We start from the raw sequence: 26240 nt of genomic DNA, 5'->3' as shown, positions 1-26240 counted from the left end.
TTCCAACAAGAAGTAGAGTGAATACCTAGATAAAACAAAGCCCCACTCATTGAGCGGGGCTTTTTATTTATCTCGACAATTAGCGCTTAGCGTTTCGCTTTAGCAAAAGCAGCTGCAAACGCACCACCCATAGCACCATTGCTGGCAGGTTCTTCACGACGACGTTGCCCTTGCGCTCGCTGGTTGTTACCACCACGAGGAGCGGCACTACGTTGAGTGCGGTTATCTTGACCCGGCTCATCGTTTAGACGCATCGAAAGAGCAATACGCTTGCGCTGCACATCCACTTCCATCACTTTGACTTTCACGATATCGCCGGCTTTTACCACTTCACGCGGATCAGAAACAAAGCGATCGGTCAGAGCAGAAATATGCACTAAACCATCTTGGTGCACGCCGATATCAACAAACGCACCGAAGTTCGCCACGTTAGATACCACGCCTTCCAATACCATGCCGACTTCAAGGTCTGACACTGAATTTACGCCATCCGCAAACGTCGCGGTCTTGAATTCAGGACGCGGGTCACGACCCGGCTTATCCAGCTCTTTAATGATGTCAGTCACCGTTGGCAAACCAAAGCTTTCATTGGTGTAATCCACCGCATGTAACCCTTTCAGGAAGCTTGAGTCACCAATTAGTGCTTTTACCTGCTTTCCGTTTTTCTCAGCAATGGTTTTTACTACAGGGTAAGCCTCTGGGTGCACCGATGAAGCATCCAGCGGGTTTTTACCATCCATAATACGTAGGAAGCCCGCACACTGCTCGAACGCTTTAGGTCCAAGACGCGCCACTTTCTTCAGTGTGGTGCGGCTTTCAAAGCGACCATTCTCATCACGGTAATCGACAATGTTTTGTGCCAATGTCGTCGACAAGCCCGCAACACGGTTAAGCAGTGCTGCCGAAGCGGTGTTCACATCTACACCGACCGCGTTTACACAGTCTTCCACGACCGCATCAAGGCGTTTTGCCAGCATAGATTGGCTGACATCATGCTGGTATTGGCCCACACCGATAGATTTCGGATCGATTTTCACCAACTCTGCCAATGGATCTTGCAAGCGACGCGCGATTGAAACGGCACCACGAATGGATACATCGAGATTCGGGAACTCTTTCGCTGCTAGCTCTGACGCTGAGTAAACTGACGCGCCCGCTTCGCTGACCATAATTTTCTGCGCTTTAAGGTTGCCGCGTTTAATCACGTCCGCCACAAAGCTGTCTGTTTCGCGCGAAGCGGTGCCGTTACCAATCGCAATCAGATCAACGTTGTACTTACGCACTAACTGCTCAACGATTTGCGCTGATTTGTCGTATTGGTTCTGTGGTGGATGCGGGTAGATGGTCTCTGTTGCCAATAGCTTACCGGTTGAGTCGACAATCGCGATTTTCGAGCCCGTACGCAGACCCGGATCGAGACCCAGCGTTGCACGCGGACCGGCTGGCGCTGCCATCAACAGATCTTTAAGGTTGGTGGCGAACACTTCAATCGCTTCGATCTCTGCGCGCTCTTTCATCGCGCCCATCAGCTCAGTTTCCATGTGCATCGATACTTTGATGCGCCATGCCCAACTGATCACCTGTTTACGCCACACATCTGCTGGCGCTTGGCTCAGTGAAATGCCGTAATGATCAGCAATCAGAGTTTCGCAGTAAGATTGGCGCACGCCCTCTTCTTGCTCAGGATCGGCATTCATCGCTAGGGTTAAGAAGCCCTCGTTGCGACCACGCAGCATCGCCAGCGCGCGGTGTGATGGCACTTTGTTTAGTGCTTCGTTGTGCTCAAAGTAGTCTTTAAACTTCTCACCCGCTTGCTCTTGCCCTGCGACCACGCGAGCCACTAGCTCGGCATTGCGATTAAGGTGATTACGGATCTTCTCAAGCAAGTTAGCATCTTCGGCAATACGCTCCATGATGATGGCGCGCGCACCATCTAAAGCCGCTTTGTTATCCGTAATACCATGTTCTGCATTGTGGTATTTCGCCGCTTCACTCTCTGGCTCAGTTTGTGGCTGATTCCATAGCGTATCCGCTAAAGGCTCAAGCCCCGCTTCAATCGCAATTTGCCCTTTGGTTCGGCGCTTCGGCTTGTATGGTAAATACAGATCTTCCAATCGCGTCTTGCTGTCAGCTTGATTGATCTCTTGCTCAAGCTCAGCCGTTAGTTTGCCTTGATCTTGAATCGATTTAAGAATGGTTTGACGGCGATCTTCCAATTCACGCAAGTAAGCCAAGCGACTATCTAGGTTACGCAGTTGAGTGTCGTCTAGACCGCCCGTCACCTCTTTACGGTAACGAGCAATAAATGGCACTGTGTTACCGTCATCAATCAGGTTAACAGCAGCAATGACCTGCTCAGAACGTACATTGAGTTCCTGAGCGATTAGTTTGCAGATAGCTTGGCTCATCCGTGCAATCTCTTTATTTGGTATCTATGTGAGGGTGAGGCAATTCTTTACTCTCACCCTAATAAAAGGGGTTAAAGCGTATCTTGATAGCGAATCTGGTTAATAAACCATTCTTTATCGCCATCGGGAGTTCTTACACAAAACTCATCATCGACTTCTTTTTTCAGTAACGCACGCGCCATTGGCGAATCAATCGAGATGTAATTCTTAGCATCCCCATAGATTTCATCTGGACCAACGATACGAAACGACTTGATATCACCTTGTTCGTTTTCAATTTCGACCCAAGCACCAAAGAAAACCTTGCCTTCTTGTTGCGGGGCGTAATCAACCACTTTGACTTGTTCAAGGCGTTTACGCAGATAACGTACGCGACGGTCAATTTCGCGCAGACGTTTCTTATTGTATTGGTAATCCGCATTTTCACTGCGGTCGCCAAGACTGGCAGCCCAAGTGACCTTTTTTGTCACTTCAGGACGCTCTTCTCGCCACAGAAAATCGAGTTCTTGTTTCAGGCGATCGTAGCCTTCACGTGTAATTAGGTTAGTTTTCATAACAGGTGTAATTGTAGTTACCCAATTCGCAATGGCGACACATTGACATAAAAAAGCCGACGGTAAAAGTGCGCATAATGAGAGTTGATGCAAAACTTACACTTTGCCGATAATGTCAGCGCTAACAGCAGCAATAACAGCTAAATAACTCACGATTGGTGGGAATAAATTGCGCCGCAACTACCATTCTTGACCGCAAAATATTGCTTAAGATAAAAAGAGTAACAATTTGAGCAAGCACGCTTTTACAAACAGTGATACATTTTTATCACTATGCTTTGCTTTTGAATAAGGTGTTTCAATGCAAGAAAATCATAAAATCCTCGTAGTAGATGACGATGCTCGATTACGTGCGCTGTTGGAGCGATACCTATCGGAGCAAGGCTTCCAAGTGCGCAGTGTTGCTAATGGCGAACAAATGGACCGTTTACTAACGCGCGAAAACTTTCATTTGATGGTACTCGACTTAATGCTACCGGGCGAAGATGGTCTATCGATCTGTCGCCGCTTGCGTAATGCCAACAATGAATTACCGATCCTGATGCTAACCGCAAAAGGGGACGAAATTGATCGTATCGTTGGGTTAGAAGTAGGCGCGGATGATTACCTACCAAAACCGTTTAACCCACGTGAACTCCTTGCGCGCATCAAAGCCGTATTGCGTCGTCAAACCATTGAATTGCCGGGCGCACCAAGCGCAGAAGAGTCGGTAGTCGAGTTTGGTGATTTCCGTTTGAACCTTGGTACACGTGAAATGTACCGTGGTGATGAAGCGATGCCGCTGACATCGGGTGAATTTGCAGTACTGAAAGCGCTGGTCACCAACGCTCGTGAACCACTGTCTCGCGATAAGCTGATGAACATGGCGCGTGGTCGTGAATACTCAGCGATGGAGCGTTCAATCGACGTACAAATTTCACGTCTACGTCGCATGTTAGAAGTGGACCCAAGTAAACCACGTTATATCCAAACCGTGTGGGGCTTAGGCTATGTTTTCGTGCCAGATGGCAAAGAAGCGTAAGCCAACTTATCCCAACAAGTGCGAGTTCAGACTCGCACTTTTTCGTTCCTATCATCTAATAGGTTAAGTTTATGCGTTTTCGCAGTTCCTTTACTCAGTCTTTGTTACTGTTCATCACGCTACTGATTGCCAGCCAAGTCTACTCTTACTACGCCGTTTTTAACTACGCTTTGCTGCCAAGCTTGCAACAGTTCAACAAAATCCTCAGCTATGAAATCAACCTGATGCTGGACGACTCCGATACCACGGAAAACGCTCTAGCGATGGATGCCCCTATGCGCCGTCAGGTGCTCGAACGTCTTGGTGTAACCGTCCATGCCAAAGACAGTGAAATCGCCAATCAGTATCACCATGCGATCAGCATTGATTTAATGAGTGAAGAGATGAGCCATGAGCTTGGTACGCCAACCGACGTGCGCATGGCGCAAGGTGAAGATAGCTATGTGTTATGGATCAATATTCAAGCGCTGCCAGATTCGCTGATCCGCATTCCACTCTCTGAACTGCAAGAAGAGGATTTCACCCCGCTATTTCGCAACAGTTTACTGATGGCGCTGCTGATCATCGCCGGTGGCTGGCTATTTATGCGCTTGCAGAATCGACCTTTATTGGCGTTGGAAAAAGCCGCGAAAGGTGTCGGTCGCGGTGCCATTCCGCCGCCAATCCCAGAAAAAGGCTCCACTGAAATTCGCTCAGTAACGCGCGCTTTTAACCAAATGTCGAAAGGGATTCAGGCACTGGAAGAAGACCGCGCACTATTGATGGCAGGCATCAGCCACGACTTGCGTACACCGCTCACACGCATTCGTCTTGCCACTGAAATGATGTCGCCAGAAGATAGCTATTTGGCAGAAGGCATTATCAGCGATACCGAAGAGTGTAACGAAATCATCAGTCAGTTTATGGATTATCTGAAACCTGTAAATAAGCAGTCGTTCACCGAAGTTGACCTCAATGAGATCGCCCAAGACTTAGCTAACTCAGAAGGCAGTGGCGAGCATATCGAGATGGTCACCGAACTGAATAATGTTAAGCCTGCATTCGGTAGCCCAATTGCGATGAAACGTGCAGTGAGTAACTTAGTAGTTAACGCTGTGCGCTATGGTAATGGCTGGATAAAAATCTCCACTGGCATGACCGCAGACAACAAACTTTGTTGGGTGTGCATTGAAGATAATGGTCCGGGCATTGCAAGCGATCAGGTCGCGAAACTGTTTGAACCCTTCACCCGTGGCGATACCGCACGCGGCAGTGAAGGAACGGGGTTAGGACTGGCGATTGTTAAACGTATCGTAAGCCAACATAACGGCTCGGTGGTGGTCAATAACCGTGGTGAAGGCGGCTTGAAAGTGCAAGTGAGCTTCCCGGTAATCAAGTGATGATTTATCACCGATTCAAATAGCAAAAAGCCCCACGCTTTTTCGAGCTTGGGGCTTTTTTATCACTGACTAAATGCGGCCGCGATAGGTAAATTGATAACGGCCTTGGCTGTCTGGTTGTGGAAGCCATTTCAATTGTTGGCTCAGCGCTTCTGGCATCTCTGCTTGTGGGCTAAACCATGCTTTCGCGTTGTACTGACGATTGGCTTGTAGATCGAGACTGAATTCACTTCTCACTTGGTCGCTTTGCTGGTTACCCGCAATCTTGATAGCGCTGTCCTGACAGCTTAAATCTGCGACCACAGGACCGACTAGCAGATCCACGAGTGGCGTGCCGATCTTATCGGTATTCCACACCAACTTACCTTTACCTGCTCGGCAATAAGGCGCGGCGTAAGCAAGAGACTGAATGCTTAGTTCCAGCTGACCATTGATATCCAACGGCACAGGCATCGGCGGAGCAAACTTAATCACTTCGCTAGCAGGCAGTGAGGCAATCACATTCTCAGCGTAAGCGCCTTGTAAACCATAGCCCACCACACCGCGCGCGCGCAGTTGCCAAGGGTTACCACGACCTAAACGCACATTCGCCTGCACCTTGCCGGTTAGCAGCTTACTCGGTTGCAGTTGCCATGACACCTGACCGAGGTTGTAGCGCTGCCACTGCAGTTGCTGCACTTGTCCTTGCCATAAGGTGCCACTGGCACCAGAGATACGCAGTTGCTTAGGCAATGGCGCGTACGTAAGTACCGCTTGAATCGGCAAATGGACAATGGCACTGGCGAAAAAGGTCACCAAGAGTGCCAAAACCAATAGTAGTTTTCCCTTCACTCCACTATCCCTTTGTTAACTGCAGGCGTTTTACCTCAACCATACCCGCTTGGCTGCTCTTATCGATATCCAAAAACAGCACATCAATCGCATGGTTAGCTTTCATGTACTCAATCCAGCTCATCAGCTGATTAAATGGCAATGGTTGCACCCAAACTTGCATCTCTTCACCACGAGGTTGCACGCGCACCATTTCAACATTAAAACGACGCGCCGATGAAGATACCGCTTGGTTAAGCGGCAATGGCGAAATCGCTTTCACTCCACTGCCACGTAAATCAACGATTTGATCGGCTTTGTCTTGCACCCAACTCAGTAACTGTTTTTCACTGTTCAGATTAAGCTGAGCTTGTTCTGCTCGTTGTGCTACCGGCTGGTAAAGCCCCCAATAGAGCACCCCAAAACCTAAAGCTACACCACCAATCATCACTAAACGCTGCTCACGCGGGGTAATGCGATACCACCAAACTTGCAGCGAGTTTAAAATAGCTCTCATCGTATTCTCCTCACTGCTGCTTCAGTACAAAGCTGCCGGTGACAAACTCACCGGATTTGCTCAGTTGCCCTTGCTCTACCACAAACGCTTGTTCGAGTTGCGTGCGAGCTTGCTCAAAGGCTTGGAAATCTTTACTACGCGCTTCAAGCTTGACCTCTTCGCGATTACTATCAAAGGTAAAACCGCTCATTTCAAAGCCTGGGATGTTCTTCAGCGCATTCGGCAGTTTGACCAGCCAATGCATGATCGACTCTTCAGAGCTACCACCGGACAGACGCTTCACTTCATTATCCAATTCACGCTTAAGATAACTGGTGGTTGGGATCTTATTCTTCGCCAATACCGCACGGAAAATGCGCTCACTCTCAGCGCGATACGCGTCTGCCTGTTGCTGCGCTTGTTGCGCTTGAATCAAACTTTGCGCCAACAACACCGCGACTAACACACCCGCCGCGATGGCTACTTTGCGCCAAACCTTAAGATGTTTAACCAAAGAAGATTTCGGTTTGAAGCTGCCGGTCAACAAATTGATTTTGCTGCGTAAGGCTTGAGTTGCCAGCATCTGCATCACCAATTGAGGCTCTGCCTGATGCCAGTTTTGCTCTGCGGCTAAGCTTAGCGGCGGCAATGGACTAAACGCTTGCAGCTCCAGCCACTCATCGTCGCTTTTCACCCACTCAGACTGCGCCACCATAGCCAGCCAGTCCGCATCCACGGTCATCGCCTGGTAAGCGGACTTTTTCAGTAGCCACTGCCCTTCAATTTCTACCGCGCTAATGCCGCTAAACTCCGGCAAAGCCAGCGCATCCGGCAGCACTCGATTAACCACAAAGCCAGCGTCAGCAAGCTCAGTCAGCTTTTGTGATAGCCACGCTTTATCCACCGCGGCGATGAAAGCTTGATCACCTTGTTTAGCTAACGTCGTAATGTGCAGCTCTTCCACATCTTGCGCCACATCATCTTCAATCAGATAAGGCAACATGCTATCGAACTGTCTCGCGCCACCCGCAGGGATCTCAACCTGCTTGAGTAACACATCGGCGCTATTAAGCAGCACAATAGTTGGGCGCTGCTGGGCGTAACTTTCAATCTCTGTCAGCGACTGCTCAGCGGCTAGCTCGCCACTGGCGATGACTTCTTGCTGGCTCTCTGACCAAACCAACCATTGCTGGTTAGCTTGTTGATTATTGCTCAGTCGAACGATTAGATACTCGCTCACCGATTCCTCCAAAGCGACGACTTATCACCGTCGCAGTTTCTCGATTGGCACTAAATAGTAAGCTGCGAATACGCACTCGCGATTCATTCACTACGACTTGTGCATCCAATTCAAAATAGCGGCTATCTACTGTGAGGTAGCCTTTTGCTGCATTTTTTACCGCATCGCTTAACGCGGCAATTTGTGTTTCGGCAAGGAAGTCATCAACACTTCCCCAGCCATCAAATGGGCGATTTTCTAATACGCTTTTGGCATCACTTTCACTAAGTTGTTTGGCAAACATCGCCACCAGCAGTGCCGATTTTTCTGGCATTAGAGTGTTGACGTTGAGGCGAAACTCCGAAGTTGGTAGCGCGCAAATATAGGGACGCACCTTCTCCATCACTTCGCCGGAAACTTGATTGATAGCGCGAAATTCGCTTTCATCCGCCAACACGCCATTAGCTGCCATATAACTCGGCGACATTGCCTCGTAGGTGCTATCTTCAACGCCAGTAACGGAGTTGATGTTGTTATTACGATCAACAAACTCCCACGCCGAATGGGCAACGATTTCAGCTACATACTCGTCAACTTCCAGCTCGCTTAGCAAGTCTTGCAGTACATTAACCACATACGGAGCCTGCTGAGAATCACTCGGTGCTTGCGTATCAACCAAGCTATTGAGGTTGTAACACGCTTGGCGGTCAATCAATCGCCCGGTTAAGCTGCCATAATCGAGCGGAAAGTTTTGCTCTTCTATCGCCCAAGGTTGAGAGAGATTAATGGTGTCGCTGTCTTTATAACTTTGCTCAATACCCTCGACGGCCAGCGCTTCAGCCCCGATGGCATACCAATAGGCTTGCTGGTAATTCACTTGGTTCGCTGAACGCTTAAATTGACCAAACAGACGCTCTGACATAGTGGCAGCCACCGCTGTCATCATTGCCAGTATCAGCAGCACAATCAGTAACGCGACGCCGCGCTGATTACTCTTCATCGCTGCTCTCCACGGCTATCTTACCGCCACCGGTGAGATAGATACGCTTGATTTCGCCATAGTCTTTAAAAGTTAAAGCCACTTCCACCGCCTGAGGCAGCATAAAGGTTTTATCCCAAGTATTACTCCACTGCTGACCATCGAAAAAGCGCAAATCAAACTTCTCAACCTGATCAATCAATGGCATTTCAGCGCCCTGTTGACCTGCTGGTGTATCGGTGTAATACCACCAGATACGCTCCAACACGCCATCTTTGACTCGGTAACCGATTTTGGTCACTTCACCACGCGGAAATTGCTGGGCAGGGTTATGCCAACCACTGCGCGCAAACATCACGCCTTTCGCATCGGAATCCAATAAGTAATCGCGCCATTCAATCAGTTTGTCACTCGGCTCTTCACCATTGGTGCGCATCTGACGCAGCGCCATTTGACGAAAATCGTTGTCGAGAAACACTAGGGTGCGCTGCAAGGTTTTGAGCCGCTCGCTGCGCTGCTGAGAAATATCGTTACTGCGATAAACTTGGCTCAGAACCTGCTGTGCGCCAATCGCCATAAAAGCAAAAATAGCCATTGCGATCAGTACTTCAATTAAGGTAAAGCCTTTGCGGCGACTCGCCACTGTGGTGCGCAACAGCGTTTTATTTAGGCACATAACTTCTCACCGAAATAATCGCTTCACCTTTGGCTTCTCGCGCCACTTCCACATCAAAAGCGCGCAGCAAACCTTGTTGGGTCGAAACCGGAGAAATGGTCCAAAACCATTCGCGGTCTGCCAACTTTTCCTTACCTGACTGCTTACGCAAACCTTTAGGATTGAGCATCACTTTTGCCATCTGGTTATCCGCAACCATCGCCGCAAAGGTTTTCTCTTCCATTAGGGTTAAGGTGTTGATGTGCTGCCCAACTGAACGGATTAACGCCATCGCAGACATGGCAAAAATTGCTAATGCTACCAGCACTTCAAGCAGGGTTAACCCGCGTTCATTGCGCTTCATCTTGCTCTCCCGGAGCGAGTAAGATGATTTGACCATTTTCTTTTGCTACTACTTGCCACGCCGACTGTTCGATATCGGCATCACTTGGATAAATAGCAATAGAAAATGGGGTAATTTCGCCACTCGACATAAAAAACACTTGTGGTTGAGGCAGTTGCTTCTTCTCTTCGAACTCAGCAAACATATCCTCATCAAATAGGGACGTTGGCTCAAACAGTCGTTCTTGGTCTTGCCATACTGAGCCACCTAAAGTGAACTTAACCGCTACGCCCTCTTGAAGCTTGCTTTCATAAGGGATGCGATCCAGTGATAGCTTCTGCCAGCCTTTTTCCTCTAGCTGCTGCAAATAGTAGGTCGCTTTCTTCTCATCAACGCGTAACCCAAAGTCGCGACCACTGAGCAAAGCTTCTTCATTCAGCAGTTGCAGACGATGCCACAACGCACTGGCTTGTTGCTTCGCTTCATCGCGCTGATTATCAGGCAGAGCAAATACCACCGTGGTAACGGTGACAGCCAACAACGCGACCACCAACAACACTTCTAATAAGGTAAAACCTTTACTCTTGGGCATTTGGCTCTTAAACATTCTACTCAGAGATCTAGCAGGCTAGATTAAGCTAGAAGTGGCGACCTATGGTCGCCACTGGGACTATTAGGGTTACTGGAAGTCTTCTAGATTCCAGTTACCGATATCGGCATTGACACCTTCGCCGCCTTCTTCGCCGTCAGCACCAAGGGTAAAAATATCAATCGTACCTTTGTCTCCTGGGCTTAGGTATTGGTAGTCATTGCCCCACGGGTCTTGTGGCAAACGCTTAATGTAACCATCTTTTGGATAGTTTCGTGGCGTTGGGTTGCTTGGCTCTGTCACCAACGCTTCCAAACCTTGATCGGTGGTTGGGTAAACATTGTGATTCAAACGGTAAGTATCTAGCGCGGTTTCTAGCGCTTTAATATCTACTGCCGCTTTCTTTTGTGAAGCCGTATCTTTGCTACCCAGTAAATTTGGCGCAACCACACTCGCCAAAATGCCAAGGATTACAACCACAACCATCAGTTCTAGCAAGGTAAAGCCAGATTGTTTTTTCTTGTGTTGGTGTTTCATTATTCTCTCCAATAACACAACAGATTGACGGATTAACCGCTCATCAAGTTATTCATTTCCAAAATTGGCATCATGGTTGCCATAACAATAAACAGAACTAAACCAGCCATCACAGCAATCATTAAAGGGGTGAAGATACCAAGTGAAATATTGACCATAGATTCAAAATTGGCATCTTGGTTATCTGCAGCACGAGTTAACATCCCCTCCAATTCACCGCTCTGTTCTCCGGATGCGATCATATGTAGCATCATTGGTGGAAATAGTTTGGTTTGCTCAAGGGATTTACGCAAACTGGCGCCTTCGCGTACGTGATCAGCTGCTATCAGCACTTGCTGCTTAACATACTGATTGGACATCACATCCACCGCCACGCGCATCCCTTCTAGAATAGGGATTGAGCTTGAGGTACAAATCGATAGGGTGCGAGCAAAGCGGGCAGTATTTAAACCGCGCGCAATTTTACCAATCACAGGCATACCGATGACTTTACGATCCCAACTTAGGCGAATACTCTTTTTCGACAAAGCAAAACGGCACAAATAAGCGATAGCAATAAAGCCCAGCGCTAAATGTATCCACCAGTTCTGCACAAAATCACTTGCTGTAATCAATACCTGAGTCGAGAACGGCAGTTCCTGCCCCATTTGAATAAACTGGCCGACAATTTTCGGCACCACAGAAGCCAATAAAAACGCCACGATACTGATGGCAAACACCACCAGTACCACTGGGTAAATCAAAGCCTGTTGCAGTTTACTGCGCATCTTTTGGCGGTTTTCTGCGTAGTCAGCCAAACGCTCAAGGACGCTATCTAGGTGCCCGGACTTTTCGCCAGCGGCCACCATAGAACGAAACAGCTCATCAAAGATATGCGGGTAGTCACCAAAGCCATCAGCCAAGGTATGCCCTTCGACTACTTTGGCACGAACTGCCAATAGCATAGTACGAATACGCGGCTTTTCTGACTGCTCCGATACCGCACGCAAACACTCTTCCAACGGCATACCCGACTGCACTAAAGTCGATAGTTGACGAGTGATGAGCGCTAAATCTGGAGTACTTAATCCTCGTTTAAAAGTGATGATCTCTTGCGTGTTTTGCTTACCAGCGTTGGCTGACTGTTTGGCTTGAGTCGGTACCACTTCAACTGGCACCAAACCTTGCTCTTTCAGTCGCGCACGCACTTGGCGAGCATTATCGCCTTCGATAACCCCTTTTTGCGATTTGCCCTTCGCATTGAGCGCTTTATATTCAAACGCCGCCATTAGCCTTCCTTCGTCACTCGCATCACTTCCTCTAGTGAGGTAATGCCTTGGCGAACTTTCTCTAGACCATCATCGCGGATCGCTGGAGTCTTACCGCGAATCGCTTTTTCAATCGCCTGCTCACCCGCTTCATTGTGGATCAGCTCTTGCACTTGTTCATCGACCACCAGCAGTTCATAAATACCTGAACGACCGCGGTAACCTTTACCACTACACTTGTCACAGCCATTTGGCTTGTAAAGGGTCAGCTCTTGCTCAGTGCTAAGACCAAACAGCGCTTTTTGCGCCGCATCCGCTAAGTATGGCTGCTTACATGAACATAGCGTGCGCACTAGACGCTGCGCCAATACGCCTAGCAGTGATGAGGAGATCAAGAACGGCTCGATGCCCATATCACGCAAACGAGTGATGGCACCAATCGCGGTGTTAGTGTGCAGTGTCGACATCACCAAGTGACCAGTCAGCGAGGCTTGTACCGCAATTTGTGCGGTCTCTAAGTCACGGATCTCACCCACCATCACCACATCCGGGTCTTGACGCAAAATCGCTCGTAAGCCACGGGCAAAAGTCATGTCCACCTTCGGGTTCACTTGGGTTTGACCGATACCGTCGATATCAAATTCGATTGGGTCTTCAACGGTGAGAATATTGCGCTCGTTGCTATTTAGCTCTTGCAGGCCAGCGTATAGCGTGGTTGATTTACCTGAGCCGGTCGGACCGGTTACCAAGATGATGCCGTGTGGGCGCTCAATCATGGTGCGGAACTGCTGATAGGTATGTGGCTTCATGCCCAAACTATGCAGATCAAGGCGCGTCGCGTTCTTATCTAATAGACGCATTACCACGCGCTCACCGTGTGACGATGGCATGGTTGAAACACGCACGTCCACCGCTCGTCCACCAATACGCAGCGAGATACGACCATCTTGTGGTACGCGCTTCTCGGCGATATCCAAACGCGCCATAACCTTCACACGAGATACCAGTAGTGGCGCGAGCTTACGACTTGGCGAAAGCACATCGCGTAACACACCATCGACTCGGAAACGAATCGACAAGCTCTTCTCAAAGGTTTCGATATGAATGTCCGATGCACCTTCTTTGATCGCTTCGCCCAACATGGCATTGATCAACTTGATGATGGGCGCATCGTCTTCTGATTCCAGCAAGTCTGCATCTTGCGGTAAATCTTCCGCCAGCGAGAAGAAATCGTCGCTGTCAGCGCCGATATCTTCCATTAACTGACGCGCTTCCGATGAATCACGTTGGTAAGCTTGGGTGAGTTTTTTCTCAAACTCATCCTGCGCGACTGCCTGCAGGGCAAAATCAGCAGAAATCGCACGTTTAACTTCCAGTAGCGCTTCAATCGCTAAAGGGGCAACGTAAAACAACGTCGCACCTTGCGCTTCATACTCGAGCACCAAGTTAAAGCGCTTTGCAAAACTGAATGGCAGACGACGCTGCACGGTAGCGAGCGGCATATCTATCATTACTTGCTTTCCATCTGATCGATAAAGGCTTGAATTTCAGCCGGGTGCTTACGCTCATGACCAAACTCAGGCAGCACTGGAATGTGGCTGTCATCCATCAGCTTTAAGCCTTGCTCAGACTTGTACAGCTGTTCAGCACGGATAAAGTTGTATTTACGCTGGGTGATACCATCTGCCGTCACACCATCACGAATAATGGTTGGCTTGATGAACACCATCAGGTTTTTCTTCTCAACTTGAGTGCTGGTTGACTTAAATAGGTGACCCAGTACCGGAATATCACCCAGCAGCGGCACTTTCGACTCACTCTCGAGTGCGCGCTCATCAATCAAACCACCAAGCACAATCATTTGACCATCTTCAACAATCACCGAAGTGTTCAATTGGCGCTTAGCAAAACGTACGTCCACTGCGCCATTTGCGCCCAGCACATTCGACACTTCTTGTTCAATGTTCAGTTGAACAGAGTTACCTTCGTTGATCTGTGGTACCACTTTAAGCTTGATACCCACTTCTTTACGATCAACGGTTTGGAATGGGTTATCGTTGTTTGAACCAGCCGTTGAACCGGTTAATACCGGCACTTCTTCACCAACGATAAATGACGCTTCGCCGTTATCCATCACGGTAATGCTTGGTGAAGAAAGAATGTTCGAATTTGAATCGGTTGAAACTGCGGTTAACAATGCCGTCCAGTCACCCATCACTAAACTTACTGCGGCACCGTTAACACCAGCTAACGCTGAAGCCAACGTACTGTAGTCTCCAGATTCAGTAACAGACTGAGGCTGGCGTACGCCGTTTGCATCCGTATAGAACTCAGTACGAGTTTGGTCGCCAGCTTCCTCTAAACCAATCAGCACATTACCAATTGGCGCTTGAGTATTGCTGTACTGCACAACCGCACCGGTCTCTAGCGAGCCCCACTGCACACCTAGGTTGATGCCGTCACCTTCTGCCATTTCAACAATCAGCGCTTCAATCAATACTTGTGCACGGCGAATATCCAACTGTGCAATCACATTCTGTAGCGCACTCATGATCGATGGAGGCGCAGTGATGACTAACGCATTGGTTGCCGCGTGCGCCGCAATCACCACTTCATCATTCGATGAACGACTATTCTTTGAGCCTGCAGATTTCTCAGCTTGCAGGTTGTCTGATACACCTTTCAGCACATCCACCAACTCTTCTGCTTTGGCGTATTTCAGGTACACCACTTGGTTGTTACCTTTGGTCGCCATCTCAACATCTAGCTGTTGGATAAGCTTACGCAGACGCTTACGCACCTGTGGATCACCTGAAATTAATACGGAATTCGTGCGGTCATCGGCAACCAGCTTAGGCTGCAGAAATTCTGGAGTATTCTTGTTATCAGTTTTATTCAGCGCATCAACAATACGCACCATTTCAGCTGCCGAAGCGTTATTTAACTCCACCAGCTCAATCTCTTTGTCACCCGCTTGGTCTACGCGTTTAATGATATCAGCCAGACGGTTAACTACCGCTGCGCGACCTGTGATCAGAATAATGTTGGCAGGGTCATAATGCACCACGTTACCCGCACCAGCGTTGTCGTTAAGCTGACGCAGCAATGGTGACAACTCACGTACTGATACGTTACGCACCGCAACCACGCGCGTGACGACTTCATCACCTTTGACGTTGCCGTCACCCACGACTGGAATGGCAGACGTTTTTGCATCTTTCGATTTGATGACTTTAATGACGCCGTTGTCCATTTCCACTACGGCATAGCCATACACTTCTAAGACATTGAGGAAGAAGCTGTAATATTGTTCTTCTGTGAGCGTGTCGTAGCTGCGAACGTCAATTTTGCCACGCACAGATGGATCAACAATGATGGTTTTCTCTAGATTGCGACCAACGATATTGATGAATTCTTGAATATCGGTACCTTTAAAACTGGCACTGTATTCACTCGCGGTTGCCATCGGAGAGGCAGCTAAAGTTGCTGCCAATAACCATGCGCTTTTTTTAAGCCAATGCTTCACTTTTTACTCCTCAAAGGATAATTCTCTGCGCGTATTACAATTCGATATAGATATCGTAGGGTTGTCCATCACGCTCTACGGTCAAATTCAGTTCAGTTAATTCCGATAGATTTTTAAAGATCTCACCCATCGCAGCAGCGTTGCGTAAGTCCTGTCCATTTAAATGAGTAGCGACATCGCCCTCTTTTAAGCCTACCGAGTCAAACAGTTCGCGGCTCTTGCCTGGGCTAAGTCGATAACCAGCGACTTCACCATCACGTTTAAGTTGTGACATACGAACATATTGAAAAATTTGTTGTGGGTTACTGGTAATTTCAGCACGGATCTGATCAAGCTTACCTTTACCTAAGTTATTTGTAGCCTTTCGCTGAGTTTTTTGCACTGGCGCGGAGTATTTTAGACCTTCCAGCATCACCGTCTCGTTACGGCCAGCGTTATCAACAATGATGCGGTCTGATTGTACTTGCACCAATTTGGCTCGCGTACCTTCAATGGTTTCATTGACACCGTAAGTCGCTTGCGTGCCACCTTTCGCGACTACTGCCAAACTCTTTTGCGAATTCGTACTGGTTACCACTCCCACCAGCACGACATTAAGGCGACTCTTTGGTGCATCTTCCAGTTTCTGTTTTACCACGGGCTTCACCGCCGCTTTGTATTCACCAAATAAATGACTGTTGTACAAATTCGCGGTATCTAAACGTGCATCTGTCGTTTGACTTGCAGAAGTGCTCGCTTTCCATGGGGTAATTTGAGTTTGCTGGTAAGGAAACCAAATCAAACGACCTAAAATCCATGCGGTAAGCAACAGTAAGGTGATCGTCAATAAAGCACTGACGCGCGCTTGATTGGCAATTAGCTTTTGTAAAACTGGAGAACTAGAGCTGAGCTTCACTGGATTTCCTTGATAACTGGATGTTTAACTTGGTCATGCGCTTTCAGTGCAATAAAGACCAGTAACCAGCAATTCTAACAAACTATAGATTGCGGCTATATAAAAAAGATTCCTACAAAATAGAATGTTAACTATTTTTTTTTACTCTAAAGTTGAAAAATGGACTAGGTATCACCATTGTATGAGCGATATTCGAGCTAGTTAGAGGGTCGAGAACAAAATGAGTTCCCCAACAGAAGCAATACGCTTGGACAAATGGCTATGGGCTGCCCGTTTCTACAAAACACGTTCAATCGCGCGAAATATGGTTGACGGCGGCAAAGTCCATTATAATGGACAACGAAGCAAACCAAGTAAAATTGTTGAGCTAGGTGCCATGATTACCTTGCGACAAGGTAATGAAGAAAAAACAGTGACTATTGAGAAGATCTCTGGTCAGCGCCGTGGCGCACCTGAAGCTCAAACCCTCTACACTGAAACCGCTGCCAGTATTGCCAAGCGTGAAGAATATGCGCTACAACGCAAACTTAATGCGCATAACCCTAGCCCAGATCGCCGCCCTGATAAGAAACAGCGCCGCGATATTATCAAGTTTAAACATCAATAAGTTGGACTCTCCAAATGACTGATACTGTAATCAAGAACAATGTTTTAAACCGCTACCTATTTGAAGAACTATCAGTACGTGGCGAAATGGTGCAACTGGATGAAGCATACCAACGAATTATCGCTAGCAAGGAATACCCAGTAGCACTGCAAAAGCTACTTGGTGAGCTACTGGTTTCAACCACGCTACTCACAGCAACACTGAAGTTTGAAGGTTCAATTACTATTCAACTTCAAGGTGACGGCCCAGTATCTCTAGCCGTAATCAACGGCGACCACGATCAAAAGATCCGTGGCGTGGCTCGCTGGGATGGCGACATCGCTGATGACGCGACACTGCACGAGATGATGGGTAAAGGTTACCTAGTGATCACTATTGAACCGAAGAAAGGCGAACGCTATCAAGGTGTCGTTGGTCTTGAAGGTGAAAACCTAACTCAAGTAATCGAAAACTACTTCGCAAACTCTGAGCAGCTAAAAACGCGCCTATGGATTCGCACTGGCGAATTTGAAGGTAAAGCGCACGCTGCAGGTATGCTAATTCAAGTAATGCCAGACGGTACGGGTACGCCAGATGACTTCGAGCATCTAGAGCAACTGACTAACACAGTGAAAAACGAAGAATTATTCGGGCTGAGCGCTGAAGAGCTTCTTTACCGCCTATACAACCAAGATAAAGTTCGCCTATTTGAACCGCAACCCGTTGAATTCCATTGTGGCTGTTCACGCGAGCGTAGTGGCGCAGCAATCATTACCGTTGATCGTGCTGAAATTAATGACATTTTAGCCGAGTCCGGCACAGTATCTTTACATTGTGATTACTGTGGCACAACATATTCGTTCGATGAAGCTCAGGTATCTGAACTATTCATCGATGCAGAAAGTGGTAACAAAACAATTCATTAATTTGCATTGATTATCAAGTCGATAAAATAATTCTATAGCCAGCACTTAGCTGGCTTTTTTTATCGCTAAAACCCCACCATCACAGGCTTTTTGAGCACCGCACGCTATACTTAATTTCTACACATTAATAATCTTTTTGATCTAGCGCAACTGTTTGCGCACACGATAAAATAGTCCTGCCAATATGTGACGAGTCACCTAAAACCTTAGAAAAATTATGGGCAAATTTTGAGCTATACCCCTGTTTTGTCGAAGGTCCGTTGCTAGCATGGTTAACATATAAAAATTAAAACATTCTTACAAAATCCCTACAAAAACTTATCATAAGGAGCACCTATGACCGTTATGGAACATACAAAGGCTGCAACAATTGATCTTTCGAAGCATGGGCTACATGACGTAAAAGAAGTGGTTAGAAACCCAAGCTATGAAATGCTTTTCGAGGAAGAAACTCGTGCCGATCTGCAAGGCTACGAGCGCGGTGTTGTCACCGAGCTTGGCGCGGTAGCAGTAGATACTGGTATCTTCACTGGTCGCTCACCAAAAGATAAATACATCGTCAAAGATGCTACGACAGAAGAACATATGTGGTGGACATCGGACGCGGTGAAAAACGATAACAAAGCTATCAACCAAGAAGTTTGGAATGATCTTAAGCAATTGGTCACTTCTCAACTTTCTGGTAAACGCCTTTTTGTTATTGACGGTTACTGTGGCGCTAACCCTGACACTCGTTTGAGTATCCGCGTCATCACAGAAGTTGCATGGCAAGCTCACTTTGTAAAAAACATGTTTATTCGTCCTAGCGAAGAAGAATTGGCTACATTTGAGCCTGACTTCGTCGTAATGAATGGCGCAAAATGCACTAACCAGAAATGGGAAGAGCATGGTTTAAATTCTGAAAACTTCACCGTATTTAACCTAACTGAACGCACTCAGTTAATCGGCGGTACTTGGTACGGCGGCGAGATGAAAAAAGGTATGTTCGCAATGATGAACTACTTCTTACCGCTAAAAGATATCGCGTCAATGCACTGTAGTGCCAACATGGGCCAAGATGGCGATGTCGCAATCTTCTTTGGTCTATCAGGCACTGGTAAAACTACTCTATCCACCGATCCTAAACGTGCCTTAATCGGCGATGACGAGCACGGTTGGGATGACGACGGCGTATTCAACTTCGAGGGTGGTTGTTACGCGAAAACTATCAAACTATCGAAAGAAGCAGAGCCAGACATCTACAACGCGATTCGCCGTGATGCACTGTTGGAGAACGTAACCGTTCGCAACGACGGTTCGATCGATTTTGATGATGGTTCAAAAACTGAAAACACTCGTGTTTCTTACCCACTGCACCATATCGACAACATCGTTAAACCTGTTTCAAAAGGTGGTCACGCGAATAAGGTGATCTTCCTTTCTGCTGATGCATTTGGCGTACTACCACCAGTATCAAAACTAACGCCAGAACAAACTAAGTACCACTTCCTATCTGGCTTTACCGCTAAATTGGCAGGTACTGAGCGCGGTATCACTGAACCAACACCAACCTTCTCAGCGTGTTTCGGCGCAGCGTTCCTAACTCTACACCCAACTAAGTACGCTGAAGTACTGGTAAAACGTATGGAAGCGGCGGGTGCAGAAGCTTACCTTGTTAACACCGGCTGGAATGGCAGCGGTAAGCGCATCTCAATTCAAGATACGCGCGGCATCATCGATGCGATCTTGGATGGATCGATTGAGCATGCGGAAACCAAGCATATTCCGATTTTCAACCTATCGGTGCCAACATCACTACCCGGTGTGGATCCTAGCATCCTTGATCCACGTGACACTTACGTTGATCCACTGCAATGGGAAAGCAAAGCGCACGATCTGGCGCAGCGCTTTATCAACAACTTCGATAAATACACTGACAATGCAGAAGGCAAATCACTAGTGGCGGCTGGTCCTCAGCTCGATTAGTGACAACGGCTTGATTCTAACTACTAGCCCCTCTTTTGAGGGGCTTTTTTGTTGCAGCTGAATAAAATTGCGCACAGAATCATAGCTAGGACTTCTGTTGGGACAAGACATTGATTAAACGACTGGGCTATCTCTTTTTGCTATTGGCGGTACTCTGTATCGGCGCAATCGTCGCGCTGTATGCAACGATGCGCAGCCAATACGCGACATCTGTAGTCAATTACCTGCTGAATAGCCGTCACAGTGATATCCAAGTCAAGCAAGTAAGCTATACGCCACCTCTGCAACTTACTCTTGAGGGAATAACTTTTGCCAGCGATGAAACGCTATATCTACCGAAAGCAGAGTTATGGTTTTCCAGAGCCCTACCGAACACCACAAGTCTAAAGCTTGATACATTGGTAATTGAAGGTGCTAACCTTTCCCAGCATCAAGCTAAAGATTTGACGACTTTACTCTCGCTAACCAAGCAATTCACCACCAAACAATTATCGATCAAACATAGTGACCTCGCTTGGGGTGATTTCTCCGCACGTAACGTTGATGTACAAATTGAGCAGCCAGTTTGGGCAAAAGGAAAGACGCTACCTTACGGCGCAATTCAATTTGCCTCGGAACAACTTTACTACCAAGGACAAGCATTCAATCATTTCCTGATCGACCTTAATTACCAAGCTCAAGATAGCACGGTGTACGGCGCATCATTTGAATGGAATGGCGCCAAAATATCAGGGCAAGCGGAGCAATATCCGCAAGGCTGGTCGCTGATCAACATCACCCTTGAAGGTTTGAATATCAAATCATCTGATAACGAATTAAATTGGCTTAAGCAGATCACATCAAGTGGCTGGATTCGCGACATTAATAGTCTCGATATTCTCAAAAGCAATCTTAATTATCGTGGGATGGAGTGGCTGAACTTAGATCTATCTGTCGAGAACGTTCGACCATCTGTGTCGATCTGGCAGCAAAAAGAGGGATACCTTTCATTTAATGCTGACACCTTAAACTACCAAGGTGAACAATTTGTTGAGCCAAGTGCAACACTCTATTTTACCCCTCACTCCATTGAAATCGCCGAACTCGATACCAACTGGCAACAGGGGCGAGTCCAGCTCCAGGGTCAATTTCGACCAAATGAAGTGAGCCTGAAAAACCTCGCCATTTCGGGCACAAAATGGCTCGATGTTAATGGCACTAAACTGGCGGCGTTAAGCCATTGGTTCGACAATATTGACGAGGTCAGTGTTGAACAGCTCGAAATAAACAACGCACAATTGATTCAAATTGCTAATAAGCCATTTTGGCAAGTGTCCGGGCTAAACATCGAAGGAGAAAAGCTAAGGCTTAAGCAGAACAATAACTTCGGTTTATGGCAAGGTTCACTGCAAATCTCAGCAAACAGTGCCAGTTACGCGCAATATCTCAGCACGCAAGCCATTGTAGAAATGAGCAACCAAGAGAAAGTCTGGCGACTTGAGCGTTTATTCTTGCCACTAGAAAGCGGCTATATTGAAGCGACGGGAAAATGGGATCGCCAGCAACTTAGTGCACCTTGGCAAATGGAGCTGACCGTTGATGGTATGCCTCTTCAGCACCAATTTCGCGGTGCTCAACCACCACTAGAGGTAGAGGGTATCGTCGATCTACATGCTCAGATCAATGGCTTGGCTGGTGACTACTCAATGCTCGCTCATTCTCTTACCGGAGATATCACCGCCACACTGCGCGATAGCCACATAGAGATTGCTAACACTGAAATGACAAAAGTGGAAAGCCGAAAAAAGTCGTCGAAAATTCAAGAAAATAGCCAATTTAGTCGCAATTTCCATGTAGGTAAGCTCATGATCACCGCAGATCGCGGAAGAATTGCACTGAGCTCTCAGGAGGCAAGTCGCGGTACGCAACTCGCAGGCAATATCGATCTGGCGAGACCTGAACTCGCCACCATATTGTTGCAAGTGGAAGATAAATGCCAGCGCCTACAAGCGGATCTGACGAGTAAAGCGTATCACATCAGCGATATATGCCCTGAGCTTAATGCTCAGCAGTCAAGTCGGGAATCAAGTAACTCATTGTAGTTTGGCAGCAACATATAAGTACCCACAAATTCAACCGCGGCTTTATCACCACTGTAGATAGTAACGCGAATAATGATGCGCGCTTTGCGCCCGCTTGCAAGACGGTCTAAATCCCCGCTGATGCCATCTAATGAACTTTGCGCGACCGGATTCTGCTCAACAGGGTGACGATAACGAATCTGGCTATCAGCTAAGACGATATCGCCATGCAGGCCGCGCTCTTTGAGTAACAACCAAGTCATGCCCCAACCCGTTAACGTGGCAAGGGTAAAGGCCGAACCGGCAAACATGGTATTATGTGGATTGAGATTAGGGTTAAGTTGGGCGCTACATTCAAATTGATAACCAGTGTACTGATTTATCTTAATACCCATTTTATCGCTAATAGGGATATGGTGTTCCCAGCGCTCTTGCAACTCCGCACACCACTCCGGCCTGCGCAGCACATTCGCCATTGGATCGAGCAACTTAACCATTTGCTGGTGACGCGTTGGACCACGTTGATCGTTTAATTCACCACGGCGCTCAAAACCATTGCGCTCATAAAAACTGATCGCTTCTTCTCGCGCATTACACACCAAGCGCTTGGCCCCTTCTTGGCGAGCTAGCGACTCTAGTGCCACCAAAATCAACGAGCCCATACCTTTGCTACGGCGATTACTTTTCACTGCCATAAAACGGATCTGACCTTCGCTATCTGGCGTCATATAGAGACGACCAATCGCCATCGGACGGCCACGGCCATCGACAATCATCCGATGATGGCTCATGGCATCAAACTCGTCACGCTCGGAACCTTGCGGCATACGCCAAGGTTCACGCAGCATCTGCCAGCGAAATTGGTAGTATTTATTAAGTTGGTTATCTGTTTTAGGCGTGATCAGCTTAAACATAAAAATCCCTTTTATTGCTGCTCATCAATAAGTTTAGGCAACGAAACGTTGCTATGGTTCCCCAAGTGACTGTGCTCGGAGATGGGCTAACTATACTTGCAGCCAGAACGTCACTGGACCATCGTTAACCAGCGACACTTTCATGTCTGCGGCAAAACGTCCACGTTCAGTCGGCAGTACTTGCTCACACTGGTCAGCAAAGTAGTCATACAAACGCTCTGCATCCACTGGGTGGGCACCGCGAGAGAAGCCAGCGCGCGTGCCTTTTTTAGTATCAGCTGGCAGCGTAAATTGCGAGACCACCAGCACCTTACCTTCGACTTGCTTAACGTTGAGGTTCATCTTGCCATCTTGATCTTCAAACACGCGGTAAGTCGTGACTCGCTCCATTAAGCGTTTGGCTTTCGCTTCATCGTCATCTTTTTCTACGCCTAGTAGCACCAAAAGACCACGATCAATTTCACCCACGACTTCACCATCAACGCGTACTGCGGCTTCACTCACTCTCTGGATCAGGGCTATCACTTTGACTTCCTTTTTGTTTATCTAGCAAATGTCTTGGCGCAGAGTGTACCATTTCTGCATCCTCACTCCAGTGCTCTTGCTCACCAAGCGCCGCGGTAACCTCCGCACCAACCAGTACGATCAGCCAACACAAATAAACCCAAATAAACAAGATCGGAATCGTCGCCAACGCACCATAAATCAACTGATACGACGGAAATTGCGTGATATAAGCGGCAAAGCCTTTCTTACTCAATTCAAACAACAATGCCGCAACTATCGCTCCAACCATAGCATGCGAAAGTTGCACTTTTTTGTTGGGTACCAACATATATAAGCCAACAAACGCCAAGAAAGAGAGGATTAACGGTAACCAACGCAACATCAATTGGTAAGCAGTTGAGACGACTTGGTTATCCATCACCGTCAGAGAGGTGACATAAGACGTCACTGCGATACTTGCCCCAACCAGAATCGGTCCGAGGGTCAAAATCATCCAATACATTGAGAAAGAGAACACGGCACGGCGCTTATGCTTCACACGCCAAATGTAGTTAAGGTTCTTATCGATGTTAGATATCAACATTAAAGCGGCGACAAACAAGAAAGCACCACCTACAGCGGTCATCTTGCCGGTATTTTGAATAAACTCTAACAGTGCAGATTTTACTGCATCACCAGCGGTCGGTACAAAATGGGTAATGACAAAATCTTGGATCACGGTACCAACGTTGGCGAACACCGAAAACGATGAGAGAACCGAAAGCAGTACCGTCAACATAGGTACAATTGAGAGCAAGGTAATGTAAGCTAAATAGCCCGCATTGACATTGACACGGTCATGCAGCATCCGCGCTAAGAGATAACGCACAAATTGATTAACATGCTGAATGATAGAAGTCATTTTCAACTTGTATCTCCCTATCATCTGATTCATCCTAATTATACCCAAGTGACATCAAGGTGTTAAATCCAGCGAGAATGACTTGGTTATACATATTCTTGATTATTAAAGGGACCTAAAGATGCCTTATTTGATTGCGATGCTTATTGCCATCACCACCCTCTCGGGCTGTCAGTCCACCTACTATGCTGCAATGGAGCAAGTCGGCGTGCATAAACGCGATATTATGGTCGATCGCGTTGAAGATGCTAAGCAGTCACAACAAGAAGCGCAACAAGAGTTTACCAGTGCTTTGGAAGCTCTGTCAGCTTTAACCAATTTTGATGGCGGTGAACTGGAGACTGTTTACAACCAAATCAATGATAAATATGAGGCGAGTGAGAGCGCAGCGCAAGATGTGAGTGATCGCATTGCCGCAATTGAAGATGTCTCAGAAGCGTTATTTGCAGAGTGGCAAGACGAACTCGACCTTTATACTAGCGCCTCTCTACGTCGCGCCAGCGAGCAAAAGCTGCGTGAAACGCGCACCTCATACAATACGATGATTAAAGCGATGCAGCGCGCTGAGCAACGCATGACACCGGTGCTCAATGCGCTACGTGACAATACGCTATATCTTAAGCACAACCTTAACGCCAGCGCGATTGGCTCGCTACAAGGTGAATTTGTTAGCTTAGAGAAAGAGATTGAACAAGCGATCAGTCAGATGAACCAAGCGATCAACGAATCAGACAAGTTCCTCAACAAACTGCAAGCGAAATAATACCAATCAGGATAAGTAAGTGGTCAGAAAATTGCGCAAGGAAAATCGCTTAGAACTAGGCGCAGATTGCAGATAACTAGTTATTCTAATTACAAAATCTGCAACAACGTTATCAGCGATTTTAATCAGCAAGAATGATAAAAGACTTATGCTGATTGGTATAATTACTACTCGATCGGGAGCGCAATCGCGCTCTCGATAAACGCCACGCGCTCATCTAAGCTGCCCCAAGGCACTTCCACCACCTGATAGCCCAACTGCTGATAGATTGCCACCAGCGCATTGTGAATCGCTAATGCGCCAGCAAATGGGTAGGGACGCACCTCATCTTGCACATAGATAGCCTGATGTGGTCGACAGAAAAACACCTGCGGATTATAGCCAGCACTCGCTTCAATATAGCGCGCATCGATATCCAGCTTAGCCTCAGCTAAATAACCACAAATATCTGGGATCGCACGATCTAAAAAAGCCACTGAATGCTGCGCCGCTTGTTGCTTTTGCTCCCCCATATGAGTCAAACATAAATCCGCAAACCCCGGCAGATCATGCCAAGGCAAAATGCCATTTTCTAACTGCGCCTGCTGTTCAATCAAGTCGCGAGAGACTTCAGCAAAAGTCTGATAGCCCTGCTGCGCCAACTGATTAATTAAACTGGTTTTACCTGCACCCGGACCGCCGGTAATTATGATGGGTAACATCTGTTTTTCTGCCAATTTGAAAGGGGTTGTTCTTGGAAAGTTTAGAGAGATAGTAGCATGAGGATTAATGGTTCTTAAGTAAGCGAGTTCGTATGTGAGTACAAAATGAAAAAAGGATGACCAGAGGCCCTGTCTCTTATACACAAATCCCCAAGCCACGGTTTGGGGATTTTTTTGAACTAATTTTAAATTTCATGATCTGATCATCTAAGCAATCACAAGGATGATTATCATGACTTATATAGAACCAACCCTTTGG

At 47.4% G+C, this 26240-nt stretch carries 25 protein-coding genes; 7 read left to right on the top strand and 18 right to left on the bottom strand.

The features are described from left to right. Positions 1 to 86: 86 nt before the first annotated feature. The gene (locus tag IRQ95_RS17230) at positions 87 to 2408 is read right to left on the bottom strand and encodes a Tex family protein (protein WP_194438204.1); all 2322 of its coding nucleotides are present in this window, start codon (positions 2406 to 2408) and stop codon (positions 87 to 89) included. A gap of 71 nt (positions 2409 to 2479) precedes the next feature. Further along, entirely contained in the window at positions 2480 to 2962 is a 483-nt protein-coding gene (gene greB, locus IRQ95_RS17225; protein WP_075652054.1) for a transcription elongation factor GreB, read from the bottom strand. A 301-nt stretch (positions 2963 to 3263) separates the two neighbouring features. Between greB and ompR the strand changes: the two genes are divergently transcribed. Further along, the gene (ompR, locus tag IRQ95_RS17220; RefSeq protein WP_075652052.1) at positions 3264 to 3983 is read left to right on the top strand and encodes an osmolarity response regulator transcription factor OmpR; all 720 of its coding nucleotides are present in this window, start codon (positions 3264 to 3266) and stop codon (positions 3981 to 3983) included. 71 nt (positions 3984 to 4054) lie between these two features. Further along, a complete protein-coding gene (gene envZ / locus IRQ95_RS17215) occupies positions 4055 to 5362 on the top strand; it encodes a two-component system sensor histidine kinase EnvZ (protein WP_194438201.1) in 1308 nt (435 codons plus the stop codon). 69 nt (positions 5363 to 5431) lie between these two features. Here the strand turns inward: envZ and IRQ95_RS17210 are convergent, their stop codons facing one another. From IRQ95_RS17210 to gspC, 12 genes are all read right to left on the bottom strand, one after another. After that, positions 5432 to 6193, bottom strand: a complete 762-nt coding sequence (locus tag IRQ95_RS17210; RefSeq protein ID WP_194438195.1) for a type II secretion system protein N — start codon at positions 6191 to 6193, stop codon at positions 5432 to 5434. A gap of 4 nt (positions 6194 to 6197) precedes the next feature. Further along, positions 6198 to 6689 carry a type II secretion system protein M gene (locus IRQ95_RS17205; RefSeq protein WP_194438193.1) on the bottom strand — a complete coding sequence of 164 codons (492 nt, stop codon included), beginning with the start codon at positions 6687 to 6689 and terminating at the stop codon, positions 6198 to 6200. Between the two features lie 10 nt (positions 6690 to 6699). Further along, on the bottom strand, positions 6700 to 7908 hold the full coding sequence (gspL, locus tag IRQ95_RS17200; protein WP_194438190.1) for a type II secretion system protein GspL: 1209 nt from the start codon (positions 7906 to 7908) through the stop codon (positions 6700 to 6702). Then, positions 7874 to 8887 carry a type II secretion system minor pseudopilin GspK gene (gene gspK, locus IRQ95_RS17195; protein WP_194438188.1) on the bottom strand — a complete coding sequence of 338 codons (1014 nt, stop codon included), beginning with the start codon at positions 8885 to 8887 and terminating at the stop codon, positions 7874 to 7876. Before gspK ends, gspL begins: the two co-directional genes overlap by 35 nt. Further along, positions 8877 to 9542, bottom strand: a complete 666-nt coding sequence (gene gspJ / locus IRQ95_RS17190; RefSeq protein WP_194438186.1) for a type II secretion system minor pseudopilin GspJ — start codon at positions 9540 to 9542, stop codon at positions 8877 to 8879. Before gspJ ends, gspK begins: the two co-directional genes overlap by 11 nt. Next, the gene (gene gspI / locus IRQ95_RS17185) at positions 9529 to 9885 is read right to left on the bottom strand and encodes a type II secretion system minor pseudopilin GspI (protein ID WP_194438184.1); all 357 of its coding nucleotides are present in this window, start codon (positions 9883 to 9885) and stop codon (positions 9529 to 9531) included. The genes gspJ and gspI overlap by 14 nt, the downstream gene beginning before the upstream one ends. After that, positions 9872 to 10456, bottom strand: coding sequence for a type II secretion system minor pseudopilin GspH (gene gspH / locus IRQ95_RS17180; protein ID WP_194438182.1), 585 nt, complete (start codon positions 10454 to 10456; stop codon positions 9872 to 9874). Before gspH ends, gspI begins: the two co-directional genes overlap by 14 nt. A gap of 87 nt (positions 10457 to 10543) precedes the next feature. Next, complete coding sequence (gspG, locus tag IRQ95_RS17175; protein WP_194438180.1) at positions 10544 to 10990, bottom strand: type II secretion system major pseudopilin GspG; 447 nt, start codon at positions 10988 to 10990, stop codon at positions 10544 to 10546. Between the two features lie 32 nt (positions 10991 to 11022). Next, positions 11023 to 12258: a type II secretion system inner membrane protein GspF gene (gene gspF, locus IRQ95_RS17170; RefSeq protein ID WP_194438178.1), complete on the bottom strand. Its 1236-nt coding sequence runs from the start codon at positions 12256 to 12258 to the stop codon at positions 11023 to 11025. After that, positions 12258 to 13748 (bottom strand): type II secretion system ATPase GspE, encoded by a 1491-nt coding sequence (gene gspE, locus IRQ95_RS17165; protein WP_194438176.1) that lies wholly within the window; start codon positions 13746 to 13748, stop codon positions 12258 to 12260. Before gspE ends, gspF begins: the two co-directional genes overlap by 1 nt. Further along, complete coding sequence (gene gspD / locus IRQ95_RS17160; protein ID WP_194438174.1) at positions 13748 to 15763, bottom strand: type II secretion system secretin GspD; 2016 nt, start codon at positions 15761 to 15763, stop codon at positions 13748 to 13750. Before gspD ends, gspE begins: the two co-directional genes overlap by 1 nt. A 34-nt stretch (positions 15764 to 15797) precedes the next feature. After that, entirely contained in the window at positions 15798 to 16658 is an 861-nt protein-coding gene (gene gspC, locus IRQ95_RS17155) for a type II secretion system protein GspC (RefSeq protein WP_194438172.1), read from the bottom strand. Positions 16659 to 16878: 220 nt separating this feature from the next. On the opposite strand from gspC, the gene hslR reads away from it, so the two are divergent. The 4 genes from hslR (at position 16879) to IRQ95_RS17135 (ending at position 22216) form a co-directional block, all read left to right on the top strand. Then, positions 16879 to 17265, top strand: coding sequence for a ribosome-associated heat shock protein Hsp15 (gene hslR, locus IRQ95_RS17150; RefSeq protein WP_194438170.1), 387 nt, complete (start codon positions 16879 to 16881; stop codon positions 17263 to 17265). Between the two features lie 29 nt (positions 17266 to 17294). Then, positions 17295 to 18170, top strand: coding sequence for an Hsp33 family molecular chaperone HslO (hslO, locus tag IRQ95_RS17145; protein ID WP_194438295.1), 876 nt, complete (start codon positions 17295 to 17297; stop codon positions 18168 to 18170). Between the two features lie 336 nt (positions 18171 to 18506). Next, positions 18507 to 20135, top strand: coding sequence for a phosphoenolpyruvate carboxykinase (ATP) (pckA, locus tag IRQ95_RS17140; RefSeq protein WP_194438168.1), 1629 nt, complete (start codon positions 18507 to 18509; stop codon positions 20133 to 20135). Positions 20136 to 20245: 110 nt separating this feature from the next. Continuing rightward, positions 20246 to 22216 (top strand): AsmA family protein, encoded by a 1971-nt coding sequence (locus IRQ95_RS17135; protein ID WP_194438166.1) that lies wholly within the window; start codon positions 20246 to 20248, stop codon positions 22214 to 22216. On the opposite strand, the gene IRQ95_RS17130 is transcribed toward IRQ95_RS17135, so the two are convergent. The 3 genes from IRQ95_RS17130 to IRQ95_RS17120 all read right to left on the bottom strand — a co-directional run bounded on the left by IRQ95_RS17130 (position 22180) and on the right by IRQ95_RS17120 (position 24550). Next, a complete protein-coding gene (locus tag IRQ95_RS17130) occupies positions 22180 to 23109 on the bottom strand; it encodes a bifunctional GNAT family N-acetyltransferase/hotdog fold thioesterase (RefSeq protein WP_194438164.1) in 930 nt (309 codons plus the stop codon). The two genes, IRQ95_RS17135 and IRQ95_RS17130, sit on opposite strands and share 37 nt — an antisense overlap. A gap of 90 nt (positions 23110 to 23199) precedes the next feature. Next, complete coding sequence (gene dtd / locus IRQ95_RS17125; protein ID WP_075652004.1) at positions 23200 to 23634, bottom strand: D-aminoacyl-tRNA deacylase; 435 nt, start codon at positions 23632 to 23634, stop codon at positions 23200 to 23202. After that, on the bottom strand, positions 23606 to 24550 hold the full coding sequence (locus IRQ95_RS17120) for a virulence factor BrkB family protein (protein WP_194438163.1): 945 nt from the start codon (positions 24548 to 24550) through the stop codon (positions 23606 to 23608). Before IRQ95_RS17120 ends, dtd begins: the two co-directional genes overlap by 29 nt. Positions 24551 to 24638: 88 nt before the next feature. Between IRQ95_RS17120 and IRQ95_RS17115 the strand changes: the two genes are divergently transcribed. Beyond that, entirely contained in the window at positions 24639 to 25280 is a 642-nt protein-coding gene (locus IRQ95_RS17115) for a DUF2959 domain-containing protein (RefSeq protein ID WP_194438161.1), read from the top strand. 167 nt (positions 25281 to 25447) lie between these two features. Here the strand turns inward: IRQ95_RS17115 and IRQ95_RS17110 are convergent, their stop codons facing one another. Further along, positions 25448 to 25981, bottom strand: coding sequence for an AAA family ATPase (locus IRQ95_RS17110; RefSeq protein ID WP_194438159.1), 534 nt, complete (start codon positions 25979 to 25981; stop codon positions 25448 to 25450). Between the last annotated feature and the right edge of the window lie 259 nt (positions 25982 to 26240).

This window comes from Vibrio fluminensis, assembly GCF_015278125.1.
Classification (GTDB): Bacteria; Pseudomonadota; Gammaproteobacteria; order Enterobacterales; family Vibrionaceae; genus Vibrio; species Vibrio fluminensis.
This window is presented reverse-complemented; position numbering and strand designations above follow the sequence as displayed.

What these genes read in the sequence shown, in the direction of transcription:
- IRQ95_RS17230 (WP_194438204.1), bottom strand. Translation starts at nt 2,408, where the DNA reads ATGAGCCAAGCTATCTGCAAACTAATCGCTCAGGAACTCAATGTACGT.
- greB (WP_075652054.1), bottom strand. Translation starts at nt 2,962, where the DNA reads ATGAAAACTAACCTAATTACACGTGAAGGCTACGATCGCCTGAAACAA.
- ompR (WP_075652052.1), top strand. Translation starts at nt 3,264, where the DNA reads ATGCAAGAAAATCATAAAATCCTCGTAGTAGATGACGATGCTCGATTA.
- envZ (WP_194438201.1), top strand. Translation starts at nt 4,055, where the DNA reads ATGCGTTTTCGCAGTTCCTTTACTCAGTCTTTGTTACTGTTCATCACG.
- IRQ95_RS17205 (WP_194438193.1), bottom strand. Translation starts at nt 6,689, where the DNA reads ATGAGAGCTATTTTAAACTCGCTGCAAGTTTGGTGGTATCGCATTACC.
- gspK (WP_194438188.1), bottom strand. Translation starts at nt 8,887, where the DNA reads ATGAAGAGTAATCAGCGCGGCGTCGCGTTACTGATTGTGCTGCTGATA.
- gspJ (WP_194438186.1), bottom strand. Translation starts at nt 9,542, where the DNA reads ATGTGCCTAAATAAAACGCTGTTGCGCACCACAGTGGCGAGTCGCCGC.
- gspI (WP_194438184.1), bottom strand. Translation starts at nt 9,885, where the DNA reads ATGAAGCGCAATGAACGCGGGTTAACCCTGCTTGAAGTGCTGGTAGCA.
- gspH (WP_194438182.1), bottom strand. Translation starts at nt 10,456, where the DNA reads ATGCCCAAGAGTAAAGGTTTTACCTTATTAGAAGTGTTGTTGGTGGTC.
- gspG (WP_194438180.1), bottom strand. Translation starts at nt 10,990, where the DNA reads ATGAAACACCAACACAAGAAAAAACAATCTGGCTTTACCTTGCTAGAA.
- gspF (WP_194438178.1), bottom strand. Translation starts at nt 12,258, where the DNA reads ATGGCGGCGTTTGAATATAAAGCGCTCAATGCGAAGGGCAAATCGCAA.
- gspE (WP_194438176.1), bottom strand. Translation starts at nt 13,748, where the DNA reads ATGATAGATATGCCGCTCGCTACCGTGCAGCGTCGTCTGCCATTCAGT.
- hslR (WP_194438170.1), top strand. Translation starts at nt 16,879, where the DNA reads ATGAGTTCCCCAACAGAAGCAATACGCTTGGACAAATGGCTATGGGCT.
- pckA (WP_194438168.1), top strand. Translation starts at nt 18,507, where the DNA reads ATGACCGTTATGGAACATACAAAGGCTGCAACAATTGATCTTTCGAAG.
- IRQ95_RS17130 (WP_194438164.1), bottom strand. Translation starts at nt 23,109, where the DNA reads ATGTTTAAGCTGATCACGCCTAAAACAGATAACCAACTTAATAAATAC.
- IRQ95_RS17120 (WP_194438163.1), bottom strand. Translation starts at nt 24,550, where the DNA reads ATGAATCAGATGATAGGGAGATACAAGTTGAAAATGACTTCTATCATT.
- IRQ95_RS17115 (WP_194438161.1), top strand. Translation starts at nt 24,639, where the DNA reads ATGCCTTATTTGATTGCGATGCTTATTGCCATCACCACCCTCTCGGGC.
- IRQ95_RS17110 (WP_194438159.1), bottom strand. Translation starts at nt 25,981, where the DNA reads ATGTTACCCATCATAATTACCGGCGGTCCGGGTGCAGGTAAAACCAGT.